This is a genomic window from Neobacillus massiliamazoniensis (assembly GCF_001048695.1).
GTDB lineage: Bacteria > Bacillota > Bacilli > Bacillales > Cytobacillaceae > Neobacillus > Neobacillus massiliamazoniensis.
Window position 1 is genome coordinate 254511 of sequence record NZ_CVRB01000002.1, and the last position, 21225, is coordinate 275735.

Genomic DNA, 21225 nt, shown 5'->3' on the forward strand with positions numbered 1-21225 from the left:
GTAAAAATGAGGAGGGTTATGGAATGTTTAAGCGTTTTTTTTCATTAAGCAATCCGTTGGGGATTGCATTCACTGCTGCCGCTCTTTTCCTTACGTTTAGCCCTGAGGCCAGAAAAGGAACAAGGAAAATGCTGGTTAAGGGAACCGCCGCTTTACTTTCAGTGGGTGATCAGATGAAGGGGTTAACCGTTGGGGCGAGAAAAGAAATAGGGCACATCGTCGAAGAGGCCAAGGTAGAAAAAGAACAAATGGTCCTCCCTGACTTTTCAGAAATGATAAAAAACTCAGGAGATGCTACAAAAACAAAAGTGAATCACATTTTTGACGATATGAAAGTTGATGGGGGACAAACAGCGCCAAGCTTTGCCCATGCCATGGAGATGGGGGAAGAAATGATGGGAGATTCTCAAGCCAAAACCCCGGTCCCGAAAAAAGTAACGAAAAGTAAGATGAACAAAAATATCGCCTTAAACAAACAGGTACCAAATGTTCTAAGTAATAAGGAATATAATTCCATGTTAGGAAAACCACCTTTTTAACTTATTGCAAACTTATTACAAAGAGGAATTCACATGAATTCCTCTTTTGTATTTTCGAAGTTTTGGCGCTTTTTCACACGATAAGCGATTATTTATAACAAGCTTAAATCATGTTAACCCCGGCAAAGGATTGACTGCCAATTCGGCTTGATTTTCTGCTGCTTCATATGCCAATTTAAAAAAAGTCATTTGACTGTCAATATTTTCTTCATCCTGCCGTTTTTCTACATAGGAATAATATCCATGTTGGTCTTGTTCACGCGCTTTGACATTGTCCTGAAGGAATATGGAAAGAATCTGGTTAATCCACTCTTTAAGGGCTTTATTATAAATGGGAAAAGCTATTTCCACCCGCTTTTCAATATTCCTTGTCATTAAGTCCGCGGACGCAAGATAGATCTTTTGCTCCCCATTGTGATGAAAATAATAGATACGGCTATGTTCTAAAAATCGTCCAACAATGCTACGGACCCGGATGTTTTCACTTACTCCCACAATCCCCGGCCGGAGGCAGCATATCCCGCGAACAATAAGGTCAATCTTTACTCCTGCCTGGGACGCCTCGTAAAGCTTCATGATTAAATGCTTTTCCGTAAAAGAATTCATTTTGGCAATGATTCGGCCATTACCGAATTGTTTATGGTACTTTATTTCATCGTCAATAAACTGAATAAAATCATCACGGATTTCCATTGGTGACATCGAAAAATGGTGAAATTGCGGCCTTTCCATAAACCCGCTTAAATAATTAAAAAAATTGGTGGCATCGATTCCAAATTCCTCATTGGAGGTGATAAGACCAAAATCGCTATAAATTTTCGCGGTTTCTTCATTATAATTGCCTGTGCCAAGATGAACGAACCGCTGAATTTGGCCATTCTTTTTTCGAACAACCAATGTAATTTTGCTATGGGTCTTTAAAAATGTCTTACCGTAAATAACAAGGCAGCCGGACTCTTCCAGCTCTTTTGCCCAGTGAACATTATGCTCCTCATCAAATCTGGCTTTTAATTCGACAAGGACCAGCACTTGTTTCCCATTTTCCGCCGCCTTCTTCAAAGCTTCTATGATGGGGGATTGGCGGCTAACCCGGTAAAGAGTTTGTTTAATCGCCAGGACGTTCGGATCCCCCGCAGCACAATGTACAAAATCAACAACGGGCTCGAATGATTCATATGGATGATGCAGCAGTATGTCCTTTTGTTCCGCAGCATCAAAAATATTCAGTTTTTTCCATCGATTATTTAGAAGAAGATCCCTTGGCGGCTGAGGGATTAATGGTTCAAAAATATACTGCTCCATAAAAGGAGCATGTTGCTTATAAAAATTAAATAAAAACGTGAGATCAAGGGGTCCGTCTATAAAATAAGCATCATCCTTTTGAATTTCCATCTCATCCACTAAATAAGTAAACATATCGTGATCAATCTGTTTATTGGACAACTCCAGTCGAACGGTTTCCCCCCATTTTCGCATTTTCAATTCTTCTTCAATTTCTTTCAAAAAATCGGTTGCATTCTGTTCATGAATTTCTAAATCGGCATTCCTAGTAATCCGAAATTGGGTGACAGAGTGAACCTTCAAACCTTTAAACAGCTTATAAACAAAGTGGCTGATGAGGTCTTCAAGAAACACATAATATTTTCGATTACTGCGATCATTCCTGGGAACTTCAACATATCGATCAAAGCCTCTTGGTATTTGAACGATGGCCATTTTCTTATAAATGGGCAGACATTCATGGTGATTACATAGAGAAACTGCAAGATTCAAGCTTTTATTGGCCAATAGCGGAAATGGACGATAGGCATCAATGCCCATTGGAGTTAATACAGGAAAAATCACCTCATCAAAATGCTGTTCAAGCTTTGTTAATTCTTGCTTTGATAAATCATCAATAGACAGAATCGAAATCTGGTCTTCTATTTTGGTTAAAAGCAGTTTGAATGTATTGTAATGCGTTTGAACTAACTCCTGAGTCAGTTTGGAAATTTCGCGGATTTGCTCCTTTGGAGTTAATCCGGATTTATTTTCAGGTTTTGTATATCCGGCTTGAATTTGGTCCTTTAGCCCGGCCACACGAACCATAAAAAACTCGTCCAAATTGGAGCTGAAAATGGCTAAAAATTTCAGCCTTTCAAGCACGGGATTACGCTCGTCCATTGCTTCCTCCAATACCCGCTTGTTAAAGGCCAGCCAGCTAAGTTCACGGTTATTGTAATAAGCATGATTATTTAAATCAATGTACTCTTCCAATTTAAGTCTCACATCCTTAACTAAGTGGTTTCTATTCAGCATTTCCTTATTCGAATTTTAAGTGGTTTTCATAAGATTCCCCAATATGCTCTTTTTAATATGCAACAGAAATGATTCATACAAAAGTTCATATAAAAAAATAAAGGGTTATCTCAAAAGTTTTTTCCTTTCAAGATAACCCTCATTTTTTTAATAATCTTCTCATTTAAGTTCTTTATCAATCCATAATTTCAAAAAGAATTTTGGCAATATCACTATTTTCCATTCTTCCACTAAACAAATGCCTATTTAGACCATATGCATAGATTGGAACATCCTCGCCCGTATGTCATTTTGTTGTCCATCCTGTACTGGAATAGTGATTGATAGTATTGATAAGAGCTTACCGGGTGTCCTCAGCTTCCATTTCTAACGTAGCTTCTATGTTTTTTTAATCCTCATCATAAAGAGTAAAGTTCATGTAGCTCCTTAAAGATGATAAATCTTTCGTTTGATGCAATTTAGTGGAAATGAAATAAGGCGTTGCTGACTTCCTTCCACCAACAGAAAAAAGCCTTTTGGACAAGTATGTGCTTGCTCTTTCTCCACTCCTGAACAAATTCGACATTAATATAAAGAAACGCCCCAAACGAGGCGCTTCGGTTATATTAAATATGACGGTCGTGTTCCTCAGACCGGATGTTTGCAGCCCGCTTCTACATTTCACGGCAGACGCACATGCGTTAAGCTGAATATTTCTTCTGCATTCATGGCTCGTGACTTTCACCCTATTGACCATGACAAACGGCATTTAAAATAGCGGTATATCAAGCCCGCCATTTTGGAATCTACAATGACTTTTAAATTTTCGCCTTCTCAATAGTAAAATCCTTATTTCGATAATAACTATTCTTCACTAATATGTTAGGTCCTAAGCAGGCAACCTGCGGACAATGACAGCTCAATTCCTTTGCTATATTTGAGGATTGCCATGTTTGATAGGCATCAAGCAAAGCAGTCGTTTGAATGTTCCCAAGCGGTGGTGTATCACCAAAATCGGTAACAATAATATCTCCATTAAAAATATTAACATTAAGACGTGAACGGCCATCAGGATCATTTCTAACCGTTACATTTTTACTCTGGTACATTCTTTTTAATAAATCTAAATCCTCTTGTTTGGAGCTGCATGCATAGAATGGCAGAGTCCCGAACAGCATCCACACTTTTTCATCTCGGACATCGAGCAAATGATGAATGGCCGCCCTTATTTCTTCAAGTGTTAATCCTTCAAGGTTACTGGCAAAATCGCTTGGGTACATAGGGTGAACCTCATGACGCTGGCATTGCATTTCGTCTACTATTTGACGGTGTATTTTTTCTAAATACGGCAGTGTGCGCTTATTTAACATTGTTTCGGCGGACACCATTACTCCAGCCTTTACAAGTTCACGACTATTTTCTATCATTCTTTCAAAGTATTTTGCACGTTGATGATATTCAGGCTTCTTTTCCATTCTTGCAAAGCCGGCCTCGACAAATTCATCAACTGTTCCCCAGTTGTGTGAGATATGTAATACATCTAGATAAGGAATGATCGCTTCATAACGAGCGATGTCAAGCGTTAAATTAGAATTAAGTTGGGTATAAATACCCCGATCATGAGCATATTTTAAGATTGGGACAACATAGTTATTAACAGAGGAAAGTGAAAGCATAGGTTCTCCCCCTGTGATGCTTAGCGATCGGAGAGCAGGTATTTCCTCCAGCCTTTTTAATAGCAGATCAAGTGGGAGCGCCTCCGGATCCTTTGTCTGGAGAGTATATCCAACTGCACAGTGCTCACAACGCATATTACAAAGAGTAGTAGTTGTAAATTCGATATTCGTTAGCTGCTGCTTTCCGTACTGTTCAATATCTAAATATGCTTCCCATGGATCAAAAGACGGGGAAATTAGTTTTTTGGTTTTCATAACAAACTCCTTAAAATTAATTTTGAAAACCTTACTATTATAGCTTATTTCTAGGTTTATGGCATGCAAATTAATATATGCATCATTTTTATACTATTTAAATCAAAAAAAACAAGAGGCTGTACCAAAAGGTGTCAGGCACCACTAGTACAAAGTTCATGATAATTTTTCCGGAACGTTGATTGGAGCGGAAGGCGCTCGACTCCTACGGGAGTAGGAGACCCCACAGGGGCAGTAGCGCCGAGGAGGCTCCCCGGACCGCCCGCGGAAAGCGAGCGTCTGGAGTAGAAATCAACAGACAAGTTTAACAGGCCATTAATAATAAAGGGGTGCCCCAAAAAGTTTTGGGACACCCTCTTGTTATTAGTTTTTTATTCGATTTTGTTTTTGCTTAAATAATAAACATATACTTTAATCATAAAATAGCTTATTTCATCCGGCAGGAGCTCTTTAATTGGCTTTAGGCGGTTACGGCCGGCCTCATTTACTGCCTTTTCCAAAAGCGGAATGTACTCAGCAGGAATAAGTGAAGGAAAGTCGACATTTAAGCCTTGTTGTGCGCATTGAATCAAGTGGTTTTCCACCGTGCTGATAGCCATTTCACGCTTTTCGGCAATTTCTTTAACAGTTAACTGGCTTTGGTGCATTGAAAGAGTCTCTAAATGGGAATCATTGACCCCTTTTTTAGATGCCTTTTTCGGAGCTGCCGGCTCTGCTTCGATTTCGCTCTGATAATCAGGATTGCTCTCACAAAAGGTGCGAATCTCTTGGATAAAATCAAGGCCATATTTTTGTAGCTTGTGTTCTCCGACACCGCTCACTTGTAAAAATTCTTCGCTTGTTTTCGGCAGCTTAGCCACCATATCCTTAAGCGAGGCATCGGAGAAAATGACAAATGGCGGTACTTTTTCCGCTTCGGCAATCCGCTTCCTCACTTCTCTTAATTCTTCAAATAAAGGGTCATTCTTTGAAACTTGTTTAACCTGGACAGTCTCTCTACGATAGACCTGCTGTTTACCTAGCAGAATGTCTTTCCCTTTAGGGGAAACATAAAGAGTTGGAAAGGTGCCTTGTTCGATCGCGATTAACTCTTGTGAAATTAAAAATTCAATAAAATCACTGACTTCCTTAGCACCTTGGTCCTTCATAATCCCATATGTTGTAAGTCTCTCAAAGCCCAGTTCAGCAACTTTTTTATTTTTCGAACCTGTCAGCACCTGAGCAATCAGTGTTTTCCCAAACCGCTGTCCCATCCGAATCACGCAAGATAACACCATTTGTGCTTCCTTTGTCACATCGATGCTCACCCGTGCATCCGTACAATTCCCGCATCTTCCGCAAGGTTCTGTTTCCATTTCGCCAAAATAGCGCAAAATAAATTCCTGCAAGCAGCTTTCGGTATGGCAATAATCCACCATTTGCTGAAGCTTTTCCAGCTCTTGTGTCATCCGGCTTCGATCGCTGGATTGATCGATTAAGAAGCGCTGGATTTGTACATCCTGTGGGGAATAAAGGAGTAAACATTCACTCTTCAGTCCATCACGTCCGGCACGGCCTGCTTCCTGATAATAGCTCTCCATGTTTTTCGGGAGTTGAAAGTGAAGGACATAGCGGATATTCGATTTATCTATTCCCATCCCAAACGCAGAGGTAGCGACCATTACGGATGCATTGTCTTCTAAAAATCGTTCCTGCTCACGATTCCTCTCTAAGTCCCCCATCCCGGCATGGTAACGAGCCACGTTGATATTTTCCTTCCGAAGCCGTTCATAAAGCTGGTCGACATTCTTCCGTGTTGCCGCATAAATGATCCCCGCTTCATGATGATTGTTTTTTATGAAATCTAGTAAAAACTTCAGTCGGTCTTGGCCTTTTATTACCGAAAAAGATAGATTTTCTCGTTCGAAGCCTGTAATAACCGTGCTTTCCTCATCAATTTTTAATAGATTACATATATCTTCGCGAACTCTAGGGGTTGCAGTAGCTGTTAAGGCAAGTACGATGGGTGTTTGCGAGAGGCTTTTGACCAAACTGTGAATTTGGCGGTAGCTTGGACGAAAATCATGCCCCCATTGTGAAATACAGTGAGCTTCATCGACAGCAATCAAAGGAATGTTCATGTGTTTTAGGTCTTCGATGAATTCCTGCGACTCCAAACGTTCGGGAGCTATGTACAGTAACTTGTACCTTCCCTTCTTAGCATCATTTATTCGTTGGTTCGCTTCACTGAAAGTTAATGAGCTGTTAATAAAAGTAGCTGGAATACCGACTTGTTCAAGAGCATCGACCTGGTCCTTCATTAAGGAAATCAGTGGGGATATAACAATCGTTGTACCTGGCAGAATTAAAGCGGGGATTTGATAGCAGATTGATTTTCCGCCGCCTGTTGGCAGAACACAGATCGTGTTTTCTCCTTGTAATACAGAACGGATGGCCTGTTCCTGACCTGGACGAAAGGTCCTGTAACCAAAATAGGATTCTAATAATGGTTGTGCTTTTTCAAACAAAATTATGCCTCCTTTCAAAAGGTTATCTTTCACCCCATTATACCGCTTTTGCATTGATTTTGAAAAAGTAGATTTGAGGTTTTTAAATAAGTAGAATTAATCAATTAGTATTTTATTTTTGAAAAATAAAGTATATAATTACCCAATTCTACCAGTTATAATAAAAATAGTAGACTTAATATCAAAGAAAATATTCGGGGGCAATATGAAACGACTCACTTTCTACTCTTTTTTATGCGGTGTTGTACTTTTATCAAGCTGTAGTCTGCCTTCAACGAAAACTCAAAAAGAAATCAAGCAGTCCTCTTCACCTAAGCCCAATACCACCCAAGAAATTCCACAAATAGCCCCCCCTGCTAAGTCAGTCATTACCGATGATGAACTAAAACAAAATTTGATAACAACCTATCAAGCCCCTAATAAAGAATGGGGAGAAAACGTAACCGGAGTAAGGACGCGGCTTAATACCACTGATAAGGTAATTGCTCTTACCTTTGATGCTTGTGGAGGAAAAAACGGCAACGGTTATGATGTTGACTTAATTGATTATTTACGGGAGCAGCAAATTCCGGCAACTCTATTTATCAATAGCAGTTGGATTGATGCGAATTATGATACGTTTTCACATTAGCAAAGGACCCTCTATTCGAAATAGAAAATCACGGGACATTCCATAAGCCCCTTTCGGTTAACGGAAAATCAGCATGGGGAATTAAAGGGACTGAAAATGTAGGAGAGGTCGTCGACGAGGTGCTCGGCAATCATCGGAAACTAGAAAAAATCCTTGGGTCCCCACCGCACTTTTTTCGCTCTGGAACTGCCTTTTATGATGAAGTAGCCGCAAAGATTGTCAATGATATTGGAGAGGAGCCCGTAAATTTCGATATTCTCGGCGATGCTGGTGCAACCTTCAATCGCAACCAAATAAGAAACGCCCTTTTAAAGGCTAAACCGGGGTCGATCGTTATATGTCACATGAACCATCCGGAAAAAGATACAGCTGAAGGGATCAAATTAGTCGTACCGGAATTAAAGCAGATGGGTTTCCAATTTGTTAAATTAATTGACTATCCTCTACAGTGACAACACTTAAATAACAATGAAAAAAGAGGTTATCCCAAAAGTAACTTTGGAGACCCTCTTTTTTTCATTGTGTATTGGTGCCTGACACCCAAAATTACTGTTTTTGGATGGAGATAGATCCTGCGCTTGATTTTAGCTGAACCATAGGTCCACCGGTGCCGATTGAACCGATTGCGTTTTGATGTTCCTTTATGCTAAAAGATGCACCTGGCAATGCTACATCTACGTTTCCTGCTGATGTATGGAGATCCATCTGCAAGTTTTTTGGTTCCTGCTCGGTAACGATTCGTACAGACCCAGCGCTGCTTTTCGCCCTAATATCATGTAAAATAGATTTCACTTTAATATCGATAGAGCCGGCACTGTCGGTAAGGTCTAGCTTCCCGTCCATATTGATTAACTTAATGCTTCCTGCTGATGAATGCGCCGTTAAATCGCCCCTTGAATTTTCAACAGTAATACTCCCTGCTGATGAGTGCAAATCAAAATGGTCTGCAGCTACTTGTTCCATGGTAATACTTCCTGCAGATGAATGGGCTTGGAACTGGTGATATGTTTTTTTCGGAATTTCTAAATCTATTTTGAGGTCATTGAATGAGAAAAAGGTTATCATGTATTCCTTTTTTGGCCGAACTTCGATTACGGCAGTATTACCATTTGCTTGTGCGGTGAGTTCAACATCCTTTCTATTAGTTCCACCGTGAAGATGGGCGGTAATTTTATCTGAATCTGTAGGATAAATATGAACACCCGCTAACCTTGCATCAAATTTTATACTATTAATATCCTTTACATTAATGGTCTTCGTTTCATCAATTTTATAAGTTGCTAAACCACCATGGATAGAAGCATAGGTTGCAACACCTGTGACACCGAAAACTAAACCAAATAGAGCAACGATGATTGCTAATTTTTTGTTCACTCTTAGTTCCCCCCTTTTACAAGCTTCACATTAAATTTCCAATATCGATGCATGATGTTTACAAAACCTTTACCAAGGAAATGTGTCAAAAGGAAGAATAAATATCCAAATGAACCAGTAGCAAGAACAATGAAAAAGGCAAGGGTTAAGGGAATTTCCTGGGTGAAAATATCAATAATGAATGCAATTGGTGAAATCAGAAAAACGAATGATGACACATAAAAGCCGATTAAGGCCCCAGCAATCCCGGCAACTGGTCCCACGATGAAAATTAAATTAAAGAGGAGAATCATAGAAAATACAAATATGCCGCGTCCCATATTTGAGTCCGGTTTTCTCTCCACCAAATCCTTTACAGGCCCTTCTGATTCTTTAGACATTGCACTTAGTAAATCACTTGCAATTGCTTGTGGAGAACCTAAGTCTAAAACAGCTTCTTCCTCCGTTTTTCCATTTTCCATTGCAGACTGGATATGCAATTCGTAATCATACAAAATATCATTTCGTTCGGTTTCAGGTAACTGTGCTAACAGACGATTTAATTCATGTAAAAATTGTAACTTAGTCATGTGTCCATCCCCTCCTCAATAATTTCATTTACACTTTTTGAAAACAAATTCCAATCACTGACTAACTGATCCAAATATTCGCGTCCTGCGTGTGTCAATTGATAATACTTTCTAGGTGGACCTTCATTTGATTCCGCCAAGTAAGTAGCAAAGTATCCTTCTTTTGTTAAACGGCGCAGGATGGGGTATATCGAACCTTCTGCAATTTGGATTTTATCGGAAATACTATGAACCAATTCATATCCATATCGATCTTTTTTCAATGTATAGATCAACACACATAATTCAAGAATCCCCTTTTTAAATTGAACATTCAACGATTCCACCCCCTATTGGATATTACCCAGTACTATATAATGTATAGTAGCTAAGCGGATTAATATCCCAATTCACCTATAATATACCATTAGCTATTAATTAATGCAAGGTAGTGTTTTTTGTTTTGTATTGGTTAATGTTTAAATTATGAATAAGTTAATCCATTTGTGATGATGAGTAAGAGTATTTTAGTCACAGAATTTTAAGAGATGGTATCGATACCATCTCTTTTTATAGTTGATTTTCTATAAGAACGGTTCTGCTAATTACTAAATATTACCACATTTTTTAGCCAATCTTTTTTAAGCAGCATTATATTTCTTTTGTGTCTTTGCTTTAAATAGCCACTTCATCATTGGCGGCGTAGCGATAGTTGTAATTAGAACCACCACAACAATCACCGTGAACAGTTCTTGACTTAAGAGTTTTGATTCTAATCCAATAGATGCAAGAATCAATGCTACTTCACCACGTGAAACCATTGCTGCACCTATCCCAAATGAACTATTCCAACCAAATCCAGCAGCTCTTGCCCCAATAGCAGCACCAATCAATTTTGAAGCAATGGCTAAAATACTAATAATCGCAATAAGGGCTAAATTTTTCGTTATACCAGAAAACTCAGCTGTGATACCGATGGAGGTAAAGAAAATTGGGACAAAGATGGAATAACTGATCGTTTCAACCTTTTCAAAAACTTCCTGTTTAAAGTTTGTTACACTTATAGCAACACCTGCAAAATAAGCTCCAATGATGGAAGCAACCCCCGTGTATTCGGCAAAATAGGCAAAAACAAAACAAATAATAAGGGCAGAAGAAATGACCGTTTCCGAAACTTTTAATGTCACAAACTTATTCAAAAACCAAGGAACTACCTTCCAGCCAGCAAGAATGGCTCCTGCAAAGAATAATACCTTCTGTAAAATGACTGTAGTTAAATGAACATCTTTACCGGAAAAACTCATTAAGAAAGCTAGAGCAATAATAACCACCACATCATCAATTACAGCTGCTCCTAAAATGGTCGTCCCTTCAGGCGTTTTTAACCGATTCATCTCTTTAAGTGCTTGAACGGATATACTTACACTCGTTGCAGAAAGCAGCAGACCTAAGAACCAAGATTGTATCGTATTTAGATGTAACAAGTTTCCTGCAAAATACCCTAAAACAAGCGGAACAATAATACCACCAAAACCTACAAAAGTAGAGGCCTTCCCCGTTCGTTTGAATTCATCAAGATCTGTTTCCAATCCAGCAATAAACATCAGTAAGATTACACCTATTTGACTCAATTCTGCCAAGGTTTCTGTCTCATTCACTAGGCCTAAAACCGTTGGCCCTAGGACTATTCCTATAAGGAGCTTCCCAAGAACAGAGGGCTGGCCCAATCTTACACTTATGCTCCCTGCTATTTTCGATGCAATTAAAATAATGGCGATTTGTAATATTAGCACTAAATTTCCACCTTTCTTTAAAAAAGACAAAAAAAGCCTGTCACCAAAGGACATACTAATCCCTTGGTGACAGGCTCCTCCAAGTATACTTCATATTTTAATACCTTAATAATACCATATTTTCATGTTAATTACACTTTTGAAGAAAAATGTTGACTTATCATTGGGTATATTGCCTATGGGCGCTAGAGTTTTGCATTCTTTTTTTGTGGTTTTGAGTCACTTGACATTTTACGTGACCGTAGGCGCTCTTTTTTGCCATTTTAGGTCCTGTATTTCTTTTTACGTGACCGAGTTCTCTATTTATTGCCGGTTTCGGGTACGTATATCTTTTTACGTGACCGACTTCGCTATTTTTTGCCGATTTAGGGCACGTATATCTTTTTACGTGACCGACCTCGCTTTTTTTTGCCGGTTTCGGGTACGTATATCTTTTTACATGCCCGACTTCTCTATTTATTGCCGGTTTCGGGCACGTATATCTTTTTACATGCCCGAGTTCTCTATTTATTGTCGGTTTCGGGTACGTATATCTTTTTACGTGACCGACCTCGCTCTTTTTTGCTAATTTGGGGCACTATTTCTTTTTTTAGTGACCGTGCTCGCGATTTTCTTCCCGCTTCGGGCACTATTTCTTTTTTAGTGACCCAGTTCGTAATTTTCTCTCTGCATCGGGCTTATCTTCCCTGTGAGAGAATGTCTTCAAGCTGCTTTCTCAGAATAAATTTTTGAATTTTACCGCTGGCATTTCGCGGCAGTGCCTCACAGAATACGTATTTTCGCGGACGTTTAAAATTCGCCAGCTGATTGCTGTTTTTGCAGAATTCATCTAGCTCTTGTTCCGAAATATTTTGATCTTTTTTTACAACAAAAGCAGTAACCGTCTCTCCCCAACGGTCATCAGGCTCTCCAACAACTGCAACATCAAGGACTCCTTGGTGGGAATGCAAGACATCCTCCACTTCCCTTGGGTAAATATTTTCCCCGCCACTGATAATCATGTCATCTACCCGATCATTAACCCATAAGTAGCCTTCTTCATCCAGGTAACCGATATCCCCTGAATGATACCAGCCTTTATACATTGCCCTTTCTGTCGCTTCCTCTCTGTTAAAGTAGCCGGTCATCATGCAGGAACCTTGAACAATGATTTCACCCGTTTCGCCCGCCGGTACAACATCATCGGGCTCTGATGGGCCATCCTCTCTAGTGCGGACGATCCGGATATCATGATTTAAGCAGGCCTGACCAGCAGAGCCAGCCTTTCTAAGCTGATCATATTCCGACAAGAACGTGATGGCGGGGCCCATTTCTGTCATCCCATATGCCTGCACTAACGATATCCTCAACCGGTCGTGGCAAGCACGAACAAGCGACGGAGCCATTGGCGCAGCACCATATAAACCAAGCTTCAGGCTAGAAATATCATATTGGCTTAAGTCCTCCTGCAGGAGCATGTTCCACATGGTTGGTGCGGCAAAAAACTTCGTGATTTTCTCTTGCTCAATCAGTTGGAGGACTTTCTTAGGATGAAATTGATGGAGAATTACATTCCTTGCACCGACATGGACGCGTGGAAGGGTAGCACAATGGAGCTCGGCGCAGTGGAACATCGGTGCAGTGACTAACCCCACATCCGTCGCTTCAAGTTTTGAAGTACCGATGACCATTAAGCTTTGATCCACCATATTTCGGTGGCAGTGCATGACTCCTTTTGGTCTTCCAGTCGTTCCGCTTGTGTACATAACCGCATATAGATCATTTTCATTGACCTCTGCTTTTACTTCTTCTGAAGATGATGAGGATATTTTTTCATGGTAGCTTTTAGCGTAGGTAGGAGCTTCTTCATCGATGTACCAGAAGGAGATTGCTGGAAAGCGATTTTCAATCGCTGATACTACTTGCTCCAATGCTTTTTCAAAAAGAACAACCTTTGGAGATGCATCCGCTAATATAAAGGAGACTTCCTCTGAGGTTAAGCGGAAATTGATGGGATTAAAAGCGGCGCCGATTTTTGCACAGGCGAAAAAGGTAGTTGCTAATTCTTCGGTATTAAACAGGAAGGTGGAAACACGGTCGCCCTTTTTGACACCTTCTTGTAAAAGGGCATTGGCAAGGCGGTTTACCTGTTCGCTCCACTCTTTATAGGTGAAGCGAATATTTTTTCTTACATCATAAACAGCTTCTTTGTTTGGAAACCTTTTTACTGATAAATCAAAAATTTTGCCAATCGTCGTACCCATCGAATCGCCTCCAATAATAGGCAATCGGCTATTAACCGATCGCCATTTATTATTTCAACCTTTATTGTCATTTTGAGGTTCCTGAGGTTGTTTCCTATACGTTCCCTTTATGAATCTAACCGTTCGATAATCGTGGCATTGGCCATTCCGTGCCCTTCACACATCGTCTGTAATCCGTATCGACCGCCAGTACGTTCAAGCTCGTGCATCATCGTCACCATTAGACGGGCCCCACTTCCTCCCAAAGGATGGCCTAAGGCAATGGCACCGCCATTCGGATTTAGCTTAGCCGGGTTTGCACCGGTGTCCTTTAGCCAGGAGAGCGGAACTGAAGCGAACGCTTCATTTACTTCAAACACATCAATGTCATCGATCGATAAACCCGCTTTTTCCAGAGCCTTTTGTGTAGCTGGAATAGGTCCTGTTAACATTAAAGTCGGGTCAGAACCGACGACCACACGGGTATGGACTCGAAAACGAGGTTTGAGGCCCAGTTCCTCTGCTTTTTCACGGGACATGAGCAAGACAGCCGCTGCTCCATCACTGATCTGGCTGGAGTTGCCTGCATGAATCAGCCCTTCGGGTAAAAATGATGGCTTTAGACCTGCCAAAGCCTCCATGGATGTTTCTTTTCTCGGACCAGAGTCCTCTTTGATGACAGCAGTCGTTCCGTCTGACAGTGTTACCTCTATCGGAAAAATTTCTCGATCAAAATACCCTTCTGCTTGTGCTTTTAAGGCTTTTTGATGGCTTTCAAGCGAGAATTGATCCTGCTCTTCACGAGTAAGACCATAGTTTTTCGCAATTCGTTCGGCCGATAGCCCTTGGTGGATCATTTCATATTTCTCTCTCAATTTGGGGCTGAAAGGTTCTGCTGCCCCCTGATAGTTCGAGCCCATCGGCACACGCGACATGCTTTCAACACCACCGGCTATTACCACATCCATATCTCCTGCCAAAATCGCTTGGGCGGCAAAGTGGACGGCCTGCTGGGACGAGCCGCATTGACGATCAATCGTGGTGCCTGGCACCTCAATAGGGAATCCGGCAATCAACGCTGCTACCCTGGCGATATCTCCCGCCTGTTCTCCTGCCTGCGTCACACAACCGAGGATGACATCTTCCACAATTGCTGGATCGATGCCCGCTCTGTTTACAAGTTCTTTTAATGTTAGTGCAGCCAGATCATCTGGCCGGATATCCTTTAAGACGCCGTTTCTTCTTCCTACTGGTGTACGAACACCCTCAACAATGACTACTTCACGCATTTTCATCTTCCTTTCTTTAAAGCCCCAGATTTTTTGCGATTATTGTTTTCATAATTTCATTTGTGCCTGCATAAATACTTGCTACAGGAATATCTCGGTAGCGTCTTGCAATCTCGTATTCTTCCATATATCCATACCCGCCATGAAGCTGCATACATTCAGCTGCAATCTTCTTTGCATTTTCTGTAAGCTTCCATTTAGCCATTGATACCTTCGTTACGACATTTTTACCTTCTATATGTTCCGCTATTAATTGGTCCAAAAACGCTCGGCCCATTTCGATGTCTGTTGCCATTTCGACAATTTTAAACTGCGTATTTTGGAACTGACTTATTGGCCTGCCAAATGCTTCACGGCTTTTCACATAATCAGTCGTTAACTTGAGCATAACCTCAGCCGCCGTTTGTGCCGCAATCGCAACAAGTAGCCGTTCCTGTTGAAGCTTCTCCATTAAATAGTGGAAGCCTTTTCCCTCTTCCCCGAGCAAATTTTCCCTCGGGACACTGCAATCTTCAAAAATTAACTCAGCCGTATCCTGTGCGTGAAGACCAACTTTGTTCAGCTTTCGTCCTCTTGAAAAACCGGGAGTGTCACTTTCAATGATTAGTAAGCTTACACCTTTATGTTTCGGAACTGCCTGTGGGCCCGTTTTTACCGCAACCAAAATAAGGTCTGATTGAATACCATTTGTTATAAACGTCTTTTGACCATTAACAATATAGTGGTCACCATCTAGCTTTGCAGTTGTTTTAATATTGGCAAGGTCGGAGCCTGTGCCCGGTTCTGTCATCGCAATAGCCGTAATCAACTCTCCAGTTACACATTTAGGAAGCCAGCGCTGTTTCTGCTCCTCTGTTCCATAAGAGGTGATATAGGGAACAACGATATCATTATGTAGTCCAAATCCGACTAGACTTGAGCCTACTCTTTCAAGCTCTTCATTAATGACAACGGAAAATCCCCAATCAACCCCGCTGCCCCCATATTTTTCATCTATATCAGGGCATAGAAATCCCTGCTCCCCCATCTTTCTCCAAAAGGAGCGGGGAATCATTCGATCCTCCTCCCATTGTTCATAAAAGGGATACGCTTCTTTTTCTAAAAATTTTTTTAATGACTTACGAAAAATTTCATGATCTTCATTTAAATAGGGATGCTTCACTTTATTATCTCCTCTCTCTTTGAATGAAAAGGCTTACGATTTTGTGATTTGAAGTTTTACTACATTATTCTGGTCCATTACGACAAATTTCTGCAGATTTACTACCTAATTTGGGTTATTTACTACATATTTTTAGAACTTTACGACATAATTTGAAATTTTATAGAAATCCACTATCATATACGACCAATTTTCTCTCCATTACAACAGATTTTTGGCCATTACGACAGATTTCAACAACATTACTACATTATTTGGAAAAATATCACTTCCGACTTTTCTACAAATCGCCTACCAAATTCATTTTCTCCCGCAGTTGATATTTTAGTATTTTTCCAGAAGCGTTTCTTGGGAGCTGCTCCTCGATAAACATTCTCCTAGGAATCTTATAACCAGCTAGCCTCTGACGGCAAAAGCTGCGCAACTCCTTTTCATCGATAACCGCCCCTTCCCTTGGAACAATCACCGCGCAAACTACTTCGCCCCATACCTCGTCAGGCAGCCCAATTACGGCTGCGTCAAGAACATCAGGATGCTCAAACAAGGCACCTTCAACTTCCACAGAGTACACATTTTCTCCTCCGGTGATAATCATATCCTTCTTACGGTCAACCAGCGTAATATAGCCTTCCTCATCCAGCATGGCGAGGTCGCCAGTATATAGCCAGCCATTCTTCAAAGTGCTCTTTGTTTCTTCGGGTTTTTTATAATATTCCTTCATGACCATCGGACTGCGCAGGATAAATTCGCCCACCTCTCCAGGCCGTACATCCATCCCCTTTTCGTTAACAACTCTCGCCTCAGTTAAAAAAATCGGTTTTCCGCCCTTGCCGAGATGAAGCTTGTGACCTTCCGGATCTAGGAGAATTCCACCAGGTCCTCCTTCCGTCAGGCCGCATAAATTATAAAACTGGTCGGTCTTGAAAAGCTTGATGCTCCTTTTAACAAGCTCTGGAGCCATTGGAGCTGCCCCGTAGCCACATCTTTTAATCGAGGATAAATCATAGTCGGCAACATTGGGAACTTGAAGAAGGAAATTATACATGGATGGAACGGCAAAAAGATGGGTGATTTTATGCTCTTGAATAGCTTGAAGTGCTTTAACTGGATGGAAATCGCGATGAATGATATGAGTTGCTCCAAGTGCAACCCCTGAGATGAGAAATAGATTAAGCTGTGCAGAATGAAAAAGCGGTGCAAGATGTAGAATACGTTCGTGCTGGCCGATCCCCATATTAATGACAACGGAGATACCTACTTTAAAAATTCGGTCATGATCAAAAAGGGCACCTTTCGGACTACCAGTGGTTCCGGATGTATATAAAATTTCTAAATCATCCTGTTCAGAGAGCTCGATATCCGGCTCGGTTTTGTTTTCTGATAAAATACCATTATATGAATAATACCATTCAGTCTCTGGTTCCCCGACAGTAACCACAAAGCGGACATCTGTACCAAGAATGGCATCTTCAATTAATTTTTCAAATTCCTTGTCACAAATAACGAGGGCAGCGTCAGATTGCGCTAAAATATATTGAACCTCTGAAGCAGTCAAGCGAAAGTTTATCGGAACGACCACAGCGCCAATTTTTGCTGCAGCAAAAAAGCTAAACACGAAGTGATCTGAATTCTTCATCATTAGTGCAAGTTTGTCGCCTTTGTTTACTCCCCGTTGCAACAGCCCGTGGGCAAGTTTATTCACTTCCTCATTAAATCGGCGGTAACTATAGCTTCTTCCCTCACATTCAATCGCTAGCTTCTCTGGAAACTTCCTAGCAGTTTGCGTTAATAGGCTTCCAATGTTCATTTAGGGGGTCCCCTCCTTTTTTTAAAAATTACAAGCCATATCAGCTCATATAGTGTTTATTATACCAAAAATATAGAATATTTAGAATTTTAATTTCTACAAAAATAGATATAGGTATTTTGGCGTAAATTGTAGAATTATAATTATTGAATTTTCGGAATTTTGTTGATTATAATAGATTGTGCTTCTAAACATTTGCATAGGGGGGAATAATATTGAAGTTTAAAAGATTATCGGTTTTATTTGCAATCATACTAGCTCTAAGCACCTTCTTTTCATCGTTTGCGTTTGCAGAAACAAACACTAAAAAGAACCTAGTTGCATTGGGAGATTCTATTACATTTGGATGGAATCTTGCTCAAGATCATACAATACCATCTACTTCGGCATTTCCGTATTTAATTGATAGCGATCATTACAATGTAACAAAAAACATTAGCTTTCCTGGATGGACTTCTAAGCAGTTGTTAGATGCGATTCAAGCCCCTGAAAACCAGGATGCCATTAAAAATGCCGATGTCTTTACATTAGATATTGGAAGTAATGACATATTACAAACCCCAGAAATTGCGCAAATTTTAAAAAATCCTACCGTGCCACCAACTCAAGACCAGATAAATGCCGTAACCCAAGCAGTAGAGAAAACTGCTTATGATTTAGAACAGACACTAGAAACGATTGTAAACACAATCAACGACATCAATCCTGATGCTCCTATTATTCTTTACAACCTATATAACCCTTTTGGAAGTGACAATCCTACTTTCCATGCTTTAGGAGAACAAATTATTCCGCAAATAAACGAAGGGATTAATTCTGTTGCTATTAAGTATGATTTTTTGGTGGCTGATGCCTATACCGCCTTTAATGGTCATCAATCTGAATACATTTTACCGAATGATATTCATCCAAATTCTACTGGTCATCATGTACTTGCTTCTTTAGCAAATGATATTCTTACAGAAATAGAACCACTTACTATCGATTTAACGCCATCTACTACCGACCAAACGAAAGACCCTGTAACTATTAAGGTTTCTACCAACTCAAAAAAAGTAGCTCAAATGAAATGGCTGCCTGGTGAAAAGACTGCAGAAGATTTCATGGATGCAGGTACACCTGTTATGGACAATCAGTTCCAAGTAACTGAAAACGGAAAGTATACTGTTTATGTTATGGATACTTGGGAATACGGAGCAGTCAAAACGATAGAGATTACAAACATAACGAAGGATAATGGCAATCCAACTCCTAACCCAGGGGACAATGGAAATCATAATGTAACACCAACACCAATAACAACAACATCAACTCCTACTCCTACTGCTACCACTCCTAGTGGAAGTGGACATGCTTTGCCAAACACAGCTACATCAATGTTTAACTATGTAGCTATTGGTCTAGTATTGGTTTTAGCTGGTTTAGCCTCTATGAAACTTCAACAGTATAGAAGAAGAGAAAACGAATAATTTAAAATAGGCCAGGCTCCATTTTTATGAGAGTCTGGCTTTTTTGCTACTAAAAAATTCATTAATATTGATTTACAAAGATAATCCCATCGTTTGACCACTGCAGTATTATTTCATTAATATTTTCATTAAACTGTCAACTTCTTCTAACCAATTAGCTTCGGAATGTACGCCCTGTAGTATAAGGCCAGAAATGACTGAAAAGTAGAGGAGCAACAGCCTAAATGGGTCACCTGCACAGAATTCTCCAGTTTGTTGCCCTTTAATTAAGATGGGAAGTAGTTGGTCTATTGTATCTTTTGAGGAATATTGTTCTAAAACCTGTTTCGTCCTTTCTGGTACTCCTTCCGAAGTTTGCGCTTGCTGGACCAACAAGAAATAATGTTTATGACTCTCATCAAGCATAATTTTTGTCAATGCACGTATTTGTTCAGTTGGCGTACTTGGAAGATGGTGGATGTTCTTAATTGCGCTTTGGGATTCATCCATTGCTTCCTGAATAAGTTCAGTGAAGAGTTCTTCTTTTGAGTTGAAATAACGATAGGTAAGGCCTTGACTAATACCCGCTTCATCAGCAATCATGCTCATTTTTGTTCCGGTAATTCCCCGATAAGCAAACAGTTTAAGGGCTGCCCTCTTAATTTGTTCTCTACGTTCATCATAAATATGTTCGGTTTGATTTTCATTTACTTTCATCAAAGGTTATTCACTCTCCTAAATTATTAAACACGAGTCTCCGAGTACCGAATCTGTTCCTCACTTACTTCCCACAATCGCTTTGCGGCATCCATATTTTGAGCATGAATAGTTGGAATTGTAACTTGCATATCTGTGTAGTAATGGCCATTGTGATCAGCAATTTCGTCTGTGTCCGCTAACCATACCAAAGTTTCAGCCCCTTTTTCAGGACTGCGGGAGAAGGGCTTCATCCCCGCCATCGTCATACGGGCCAATAGTCCGTTGTTCTGGTTAAAGTTTGTTGACACTAACCCCGGATCAAAGCAGTGGGCTGTGACTCCGCTTCCCTTAAGACGCTCTGCCAATTCAGCGGTGAAGAGGATGTTGGCAAGCTTTGTTTCCGCATAACGTAAAGTAGGGCCACCTACGATTTTTTTTGGAAAACTGTAGAGACGCTCAGCGCTTAGATCATCAAAATTTATCCCATTTTTGATCATCTTATGGCCATGGGATGCGGTTGTAATGACACGGGAATGCTCGTTTTCCTTTAGCCGATCCATAAGCAATTTCGTAAGTAGGAATGGAGCTAGATGATTAACAGCCCAGGTCATCTCCAAGCCATCTTCAGTAAGTTTTCTGGATATAAACATAGCTCCGGCATTGTTGATTAGGACGTCTATTTTTGAACATTTGGCCAGAATTTCGGCAGCAACATTGCGTATGGATTGCTGGGATGCCATGTCTGCTATGAACACATCAACATTGGTTCTACCACCTGTTGAAGCCATGATTTGAGCCGCAACTTCATTCGCTTTGGCCAGATTCCGTGCAACGATTCCAAGGTTGGCTCCCCGGGCAGCTAGTTCTTTAGCAGCAGTTTGCCCAATTCCACTGGTTGCACCGGTAATCACTACGTATTTGTCTTTTACTATCCAATTTGATGTTTTCATTTTAACATCCATCCCCTATGCCTGAATTATGAATGAATGATTCATTCA

At 40.5% G+C, this 21225-nt stretch carries 17 protein-coding genes and 1 pseudogene; 4 read left to right on the forward strand and 14 right to left on the reverse strand.

The features are described from left to right. The first annotated feature begins 23 nt into the window (after window positions 1-23). Complete coding sequence (locus BN1082_RS09195; protein WP_090633603.1) at window positions 24-539, forward strand: hypothetical protein; 516 nt, start codon at window positions 24-26, stop codon at window positions 537-539. A 108-nt stretch (window positions 540-647) separates the two neighbouring features. On the opposite strand, the gene BN1082_RS09200 is transcribed toward BN1082_RS09195, so the two are convergent. The 4 genes and pseudogenes from BN1082_RS09200 to recQ all read right to left on the reverse strand — a co-directional run bounded on the left by BN1082_RS09200 (window position 648) and on the right by recQ (window position 7254). Beyond that, complete coding sequence (locus tag BN1082_RS09200; protein WP_090633605.1) at window positions 648-2837, reverse strand: RNA degradosome polyphosphate kinase; 2190 nt, start codon at window positions 2835-2837, stop codon at window positions 648-650. A 175-nt stretch (window positions 2838-3012) separates the two neighbouring features. Further along, window positions 3013-3111, reverse strand: a pseudogene (locus BN1082_RS28865) (hypothetical protein); the annotation flags it as partial. 523 nt (window positions 3112-3634) lie between these two features. Further along, a complete protein-coding gene (gene yfkAB, locus BN1082_RS09205) occupies window positions 3635-4747 on the reverse strand; it encodes a radical SAM/CxCxxxxC motif protein YfkAB (RefSeq protein WP_090633607.1) in 1113 nt (370 codons plus the stop codon). Window positions 4748-5118: 371 nt separating this feature from the next. Next, complete coding sequence (gene recQ, locus BN1082_RS09210) at window positions 5119-7254, reverse strand: DNA helicase RecQ (protein ID WP_090633608.1); 2136 nt, start codon at window positions 7252-7254, stop codon at window positions 5119-5121. 205 nt (window positions 7255-7459) lie between these two features. Between recQ and BN1082_RS28535 the strand changes: the two genes are divergently transcribed. Both BN1082_RS28535 and BN1082_RS28540 read left to right on the forward strand, forming a co-directional pair. Further along, a complete protein-coding gene (locus BN1082_RS28535) occupies window positions 7460-7885 on the forward strand; it encodes a polysaccharide deacetylase family protein (protein ID WP_218055146.1) in 426 nt (141 codons plus the stop codon). Window positions 7886-7905: 20 nt separating this feature from the next. Continuing rightward, window positions 7906-8337 (forward strand): polysaccharide deacetylase family protein, encoded by a 432-nt coding sequence (locus BN1082_RS28540; protein WP_218055154.1) that lies wholly within the window; start codon window positions 7906-7908, stop codon window positions 8335-8337. Between the two features lie 94 nt (window positions 8338-8431). Here the strand turns inward: BN1082_RS28540 and BN1082_RS09220 are convergent, their stop codons facing one another. The 8 genes from BN1082_RS09220 to BN1082_RS09255 form a co-directional block, all read right to left on the reverse strand. Further along, window positions 8432-9259, reverse strand: coding sequence for a DUF4097 family beta strand repeat-containing protein (locus tag BN1082_RS09220; RefSeq protein WP_090633609.1), 828 nt, complete (start codon window positions 9257-9259; stop codon window positions 8432-8434). A gap of 2 nt (window positions 9260-9261) precedes the next feature. Continuing rightward, window positions 9262-9828 (reverse strand): HAAS signaling domain-containing protein, encoded by a 567-nt coding sequence (locus BN1082_RS09225; RefSeq protein WP_090633611.1) that lies wholly within the window; start codon window positions 9826-9828, stop codon window positions 9262-9264. Then, on the reverse strand, window positions 9825-10145 hold the full coding sequence (locus BN1082_RS09230) for a PadR family transcriptional regulator (protein WP_090633613.1): 321 nt from the start codon (window positions 10143-10145) through the stop codon (window positions 9825-9827). Before BN1082_RS09230 ends, BN1082_RS09225 begins: the two co-directional genes overlap by 4 nt. A 303-nt stretch (window positions 10146-10448) precedes the next feature. Next, complete coding sequence (locus tag BN1082_RS09235; protein ID WP_090634916.1) at window positions 10449-11600, reverse strand: cation:proton antiporter; 1152 nt, start codon at window positions 11598-11600, stop codon at window positions 10449-10451. A gap of 677 nt (window positions 11601-12277) precedes the next feature. Then, window positions 12278-13843 (reverse strand): fatty acid--CoA ligase, encoded by a 1566-nt coding sequence (locus tag BN1082_RS09240; protein ID WP_090633614.1) that lies wholly within the window; start codon window positions 13841-13843, stop codon window positions 12278-12280. A 107-nt stretch (window positions 13844-13950) separates the two neighbouring features. After that, window positions 13951-15111 (reverse strand): thiolase family protein, encoded by a 1161-nt coding sequence (locus BN1082_RS09245; RefSeq protein ID WP_090633615.1) that lies wholly within the window; start codon window positions 15109-15111, stop codon window positions 13951-13953. 16 nt (window positions 15112-15127) lie between these two features. Next, window positions 15128-16273, reverse strand: coding sequence for an acyl-CoA dehydrogenase family protein (locus BN1082_RS09250; RefSeq protein ID WP_090633616.1), 1146 nt, complete (start codon window positions 16271-16273; stop codon window positions 15128-15130). A 280-nt stretch (window positions 16274-16553) separates the two neighbouring features. Beyond that, window positions 16554-18080 (reverse strand): class I adenylate-forming enzyme family protein, encoded by a 1527-nt coding sequence (locus BN1082_RS09255; RefSeq protein WP_090633618.1) that lies wholly within the window; start codon window positions 18078-18080, stop codon window positions 16554-16556. Between the two features lie 215 nt (window positions 18081-18295). Here BN1082_RS09255 and BN1082_RS09260 point away from each other — a divergent pair, with 215 nt between their 5' ends. Further along, window positions 18296-19549: an SGNH/GDSL hydrolase family protein gene (locus BN1082_RS09260; protein WP_176699719.1), complete on the forward strand. Its 1254-nt coding sequence runs from the start codon at window positions 18296-18298 to the stop codon at window positions 19547-19549. Window positions 19550-19657: 108 nt separating this feature from the next. Here BN1082_RS09260 and BN1082_RS09265 read toward each other — a convergent pair whose 3' ends face one another. Both BN1082_RS09265 and BN1082_RS09270 read right to left on the reverse strand, forming a co-directional pair. Next, the gene (locus tag BN1082_RS09265) at window positions 19658-20245 is read right to left on the reverse strand and encodes a TetR/AcrR family transcriptional regulator (RefSeq protein WP_090634917.1); all 588 of its coding nucleotides are present in this window, start codon (window positions 20243-20245) and stop codon (window positions 19658-19660) included. A gap of 26 nt (window positions 20246-20271) precedes the next feature. Next, window positions 20272-21177 (reverse strand): SDR family oxidoreductase, encoded by a 906-nt coding sequence (locus tag BN1082_RS09270; protein WP_245640373.1) that lies wholly within the window; start codon window positions 21175-21177, stop codon window positions 20272-20274. Window positions 21178-21225 lie beyond the last annotated feature (48 nt).

What these genes read in the sequence shown, in the direction of transcription:
- BN1082_RS09270 (WP_245640373.1), bottom strand. Translation starts at nt 21,177, where the DNA reads ATGAAAACATCAAATTGGATAGTAAAAGACAAATACGTAGTGATTACC.
- BN1082_RS09245 (WP_090633615.1), bottom strand. Translation starts at nt 15,111, where the DNA reads ATGCGTGAAGTAGTCATTGTTGAGGGTGTTCGTACACCAGTAGGAAGA.
- BN1082_RS09265 (WP_090634917.1), bottom strand. Translation starts at nt 20,245, where the DNA reads ATGAAAGTAAATGAAAATCAAACCGAACATATTTATGATGAACGTAGA.
- BN1082_RS09200 (WP_090633605.1), bottom strand. Translation starts at nt 2,837, where the DNA reads ATGCTGAATAGAAACCACTTAGTTAAGGATGTGAGACTTAAATTGGAA.
- BN1082_RS09240 (WP_090633614.1), bottom strand. Translation starts at nt 13,843, where the DNA reads ATGGGTACGACGATTGGCAAAATTTTTGATTTATCAGTAAAAAGGTTT.
- BN1082_RS28535 (WP_218055146.1), top strand. Translation starts at nt 7,460, where the DNA reads ATGAAACGACTCACTTTCTACTCTTTTTTATGCGGTGTTGTACTTTTA.
- BN1082_RS09225 (WP_090633611.1), bottom strand. Translation starts at nt 9,828, where the DNA reads ATGACTAAGTTACAATTTTTACATGAATTAAATCGTCTGTTAGCACAG.
- yfkAB (WP_090633607.1), bottom strand. Translation starts at nt 4,747, where the DNA reads ATGAAAACCAAAAAACTAATTTCCCCGTCTTTTGATCCATGGGAAGCA.
- BN1082_RS09195 (WP_090633603.1), top strand. Translation starts at nt 24, where the DNA reads ATGTTTAAGCGTTTTTTTTCATTAAGCAATCCGTTGGGGATTGCATTC.
- BN1082_RS09255 (WP_090633618.1), bottom strand. Translation starts at nt 18,080, where the DNA reads ATGAACATTGGAAGCCTATTAACGCAAACTGCTAGGAAGTTTCCAGAG.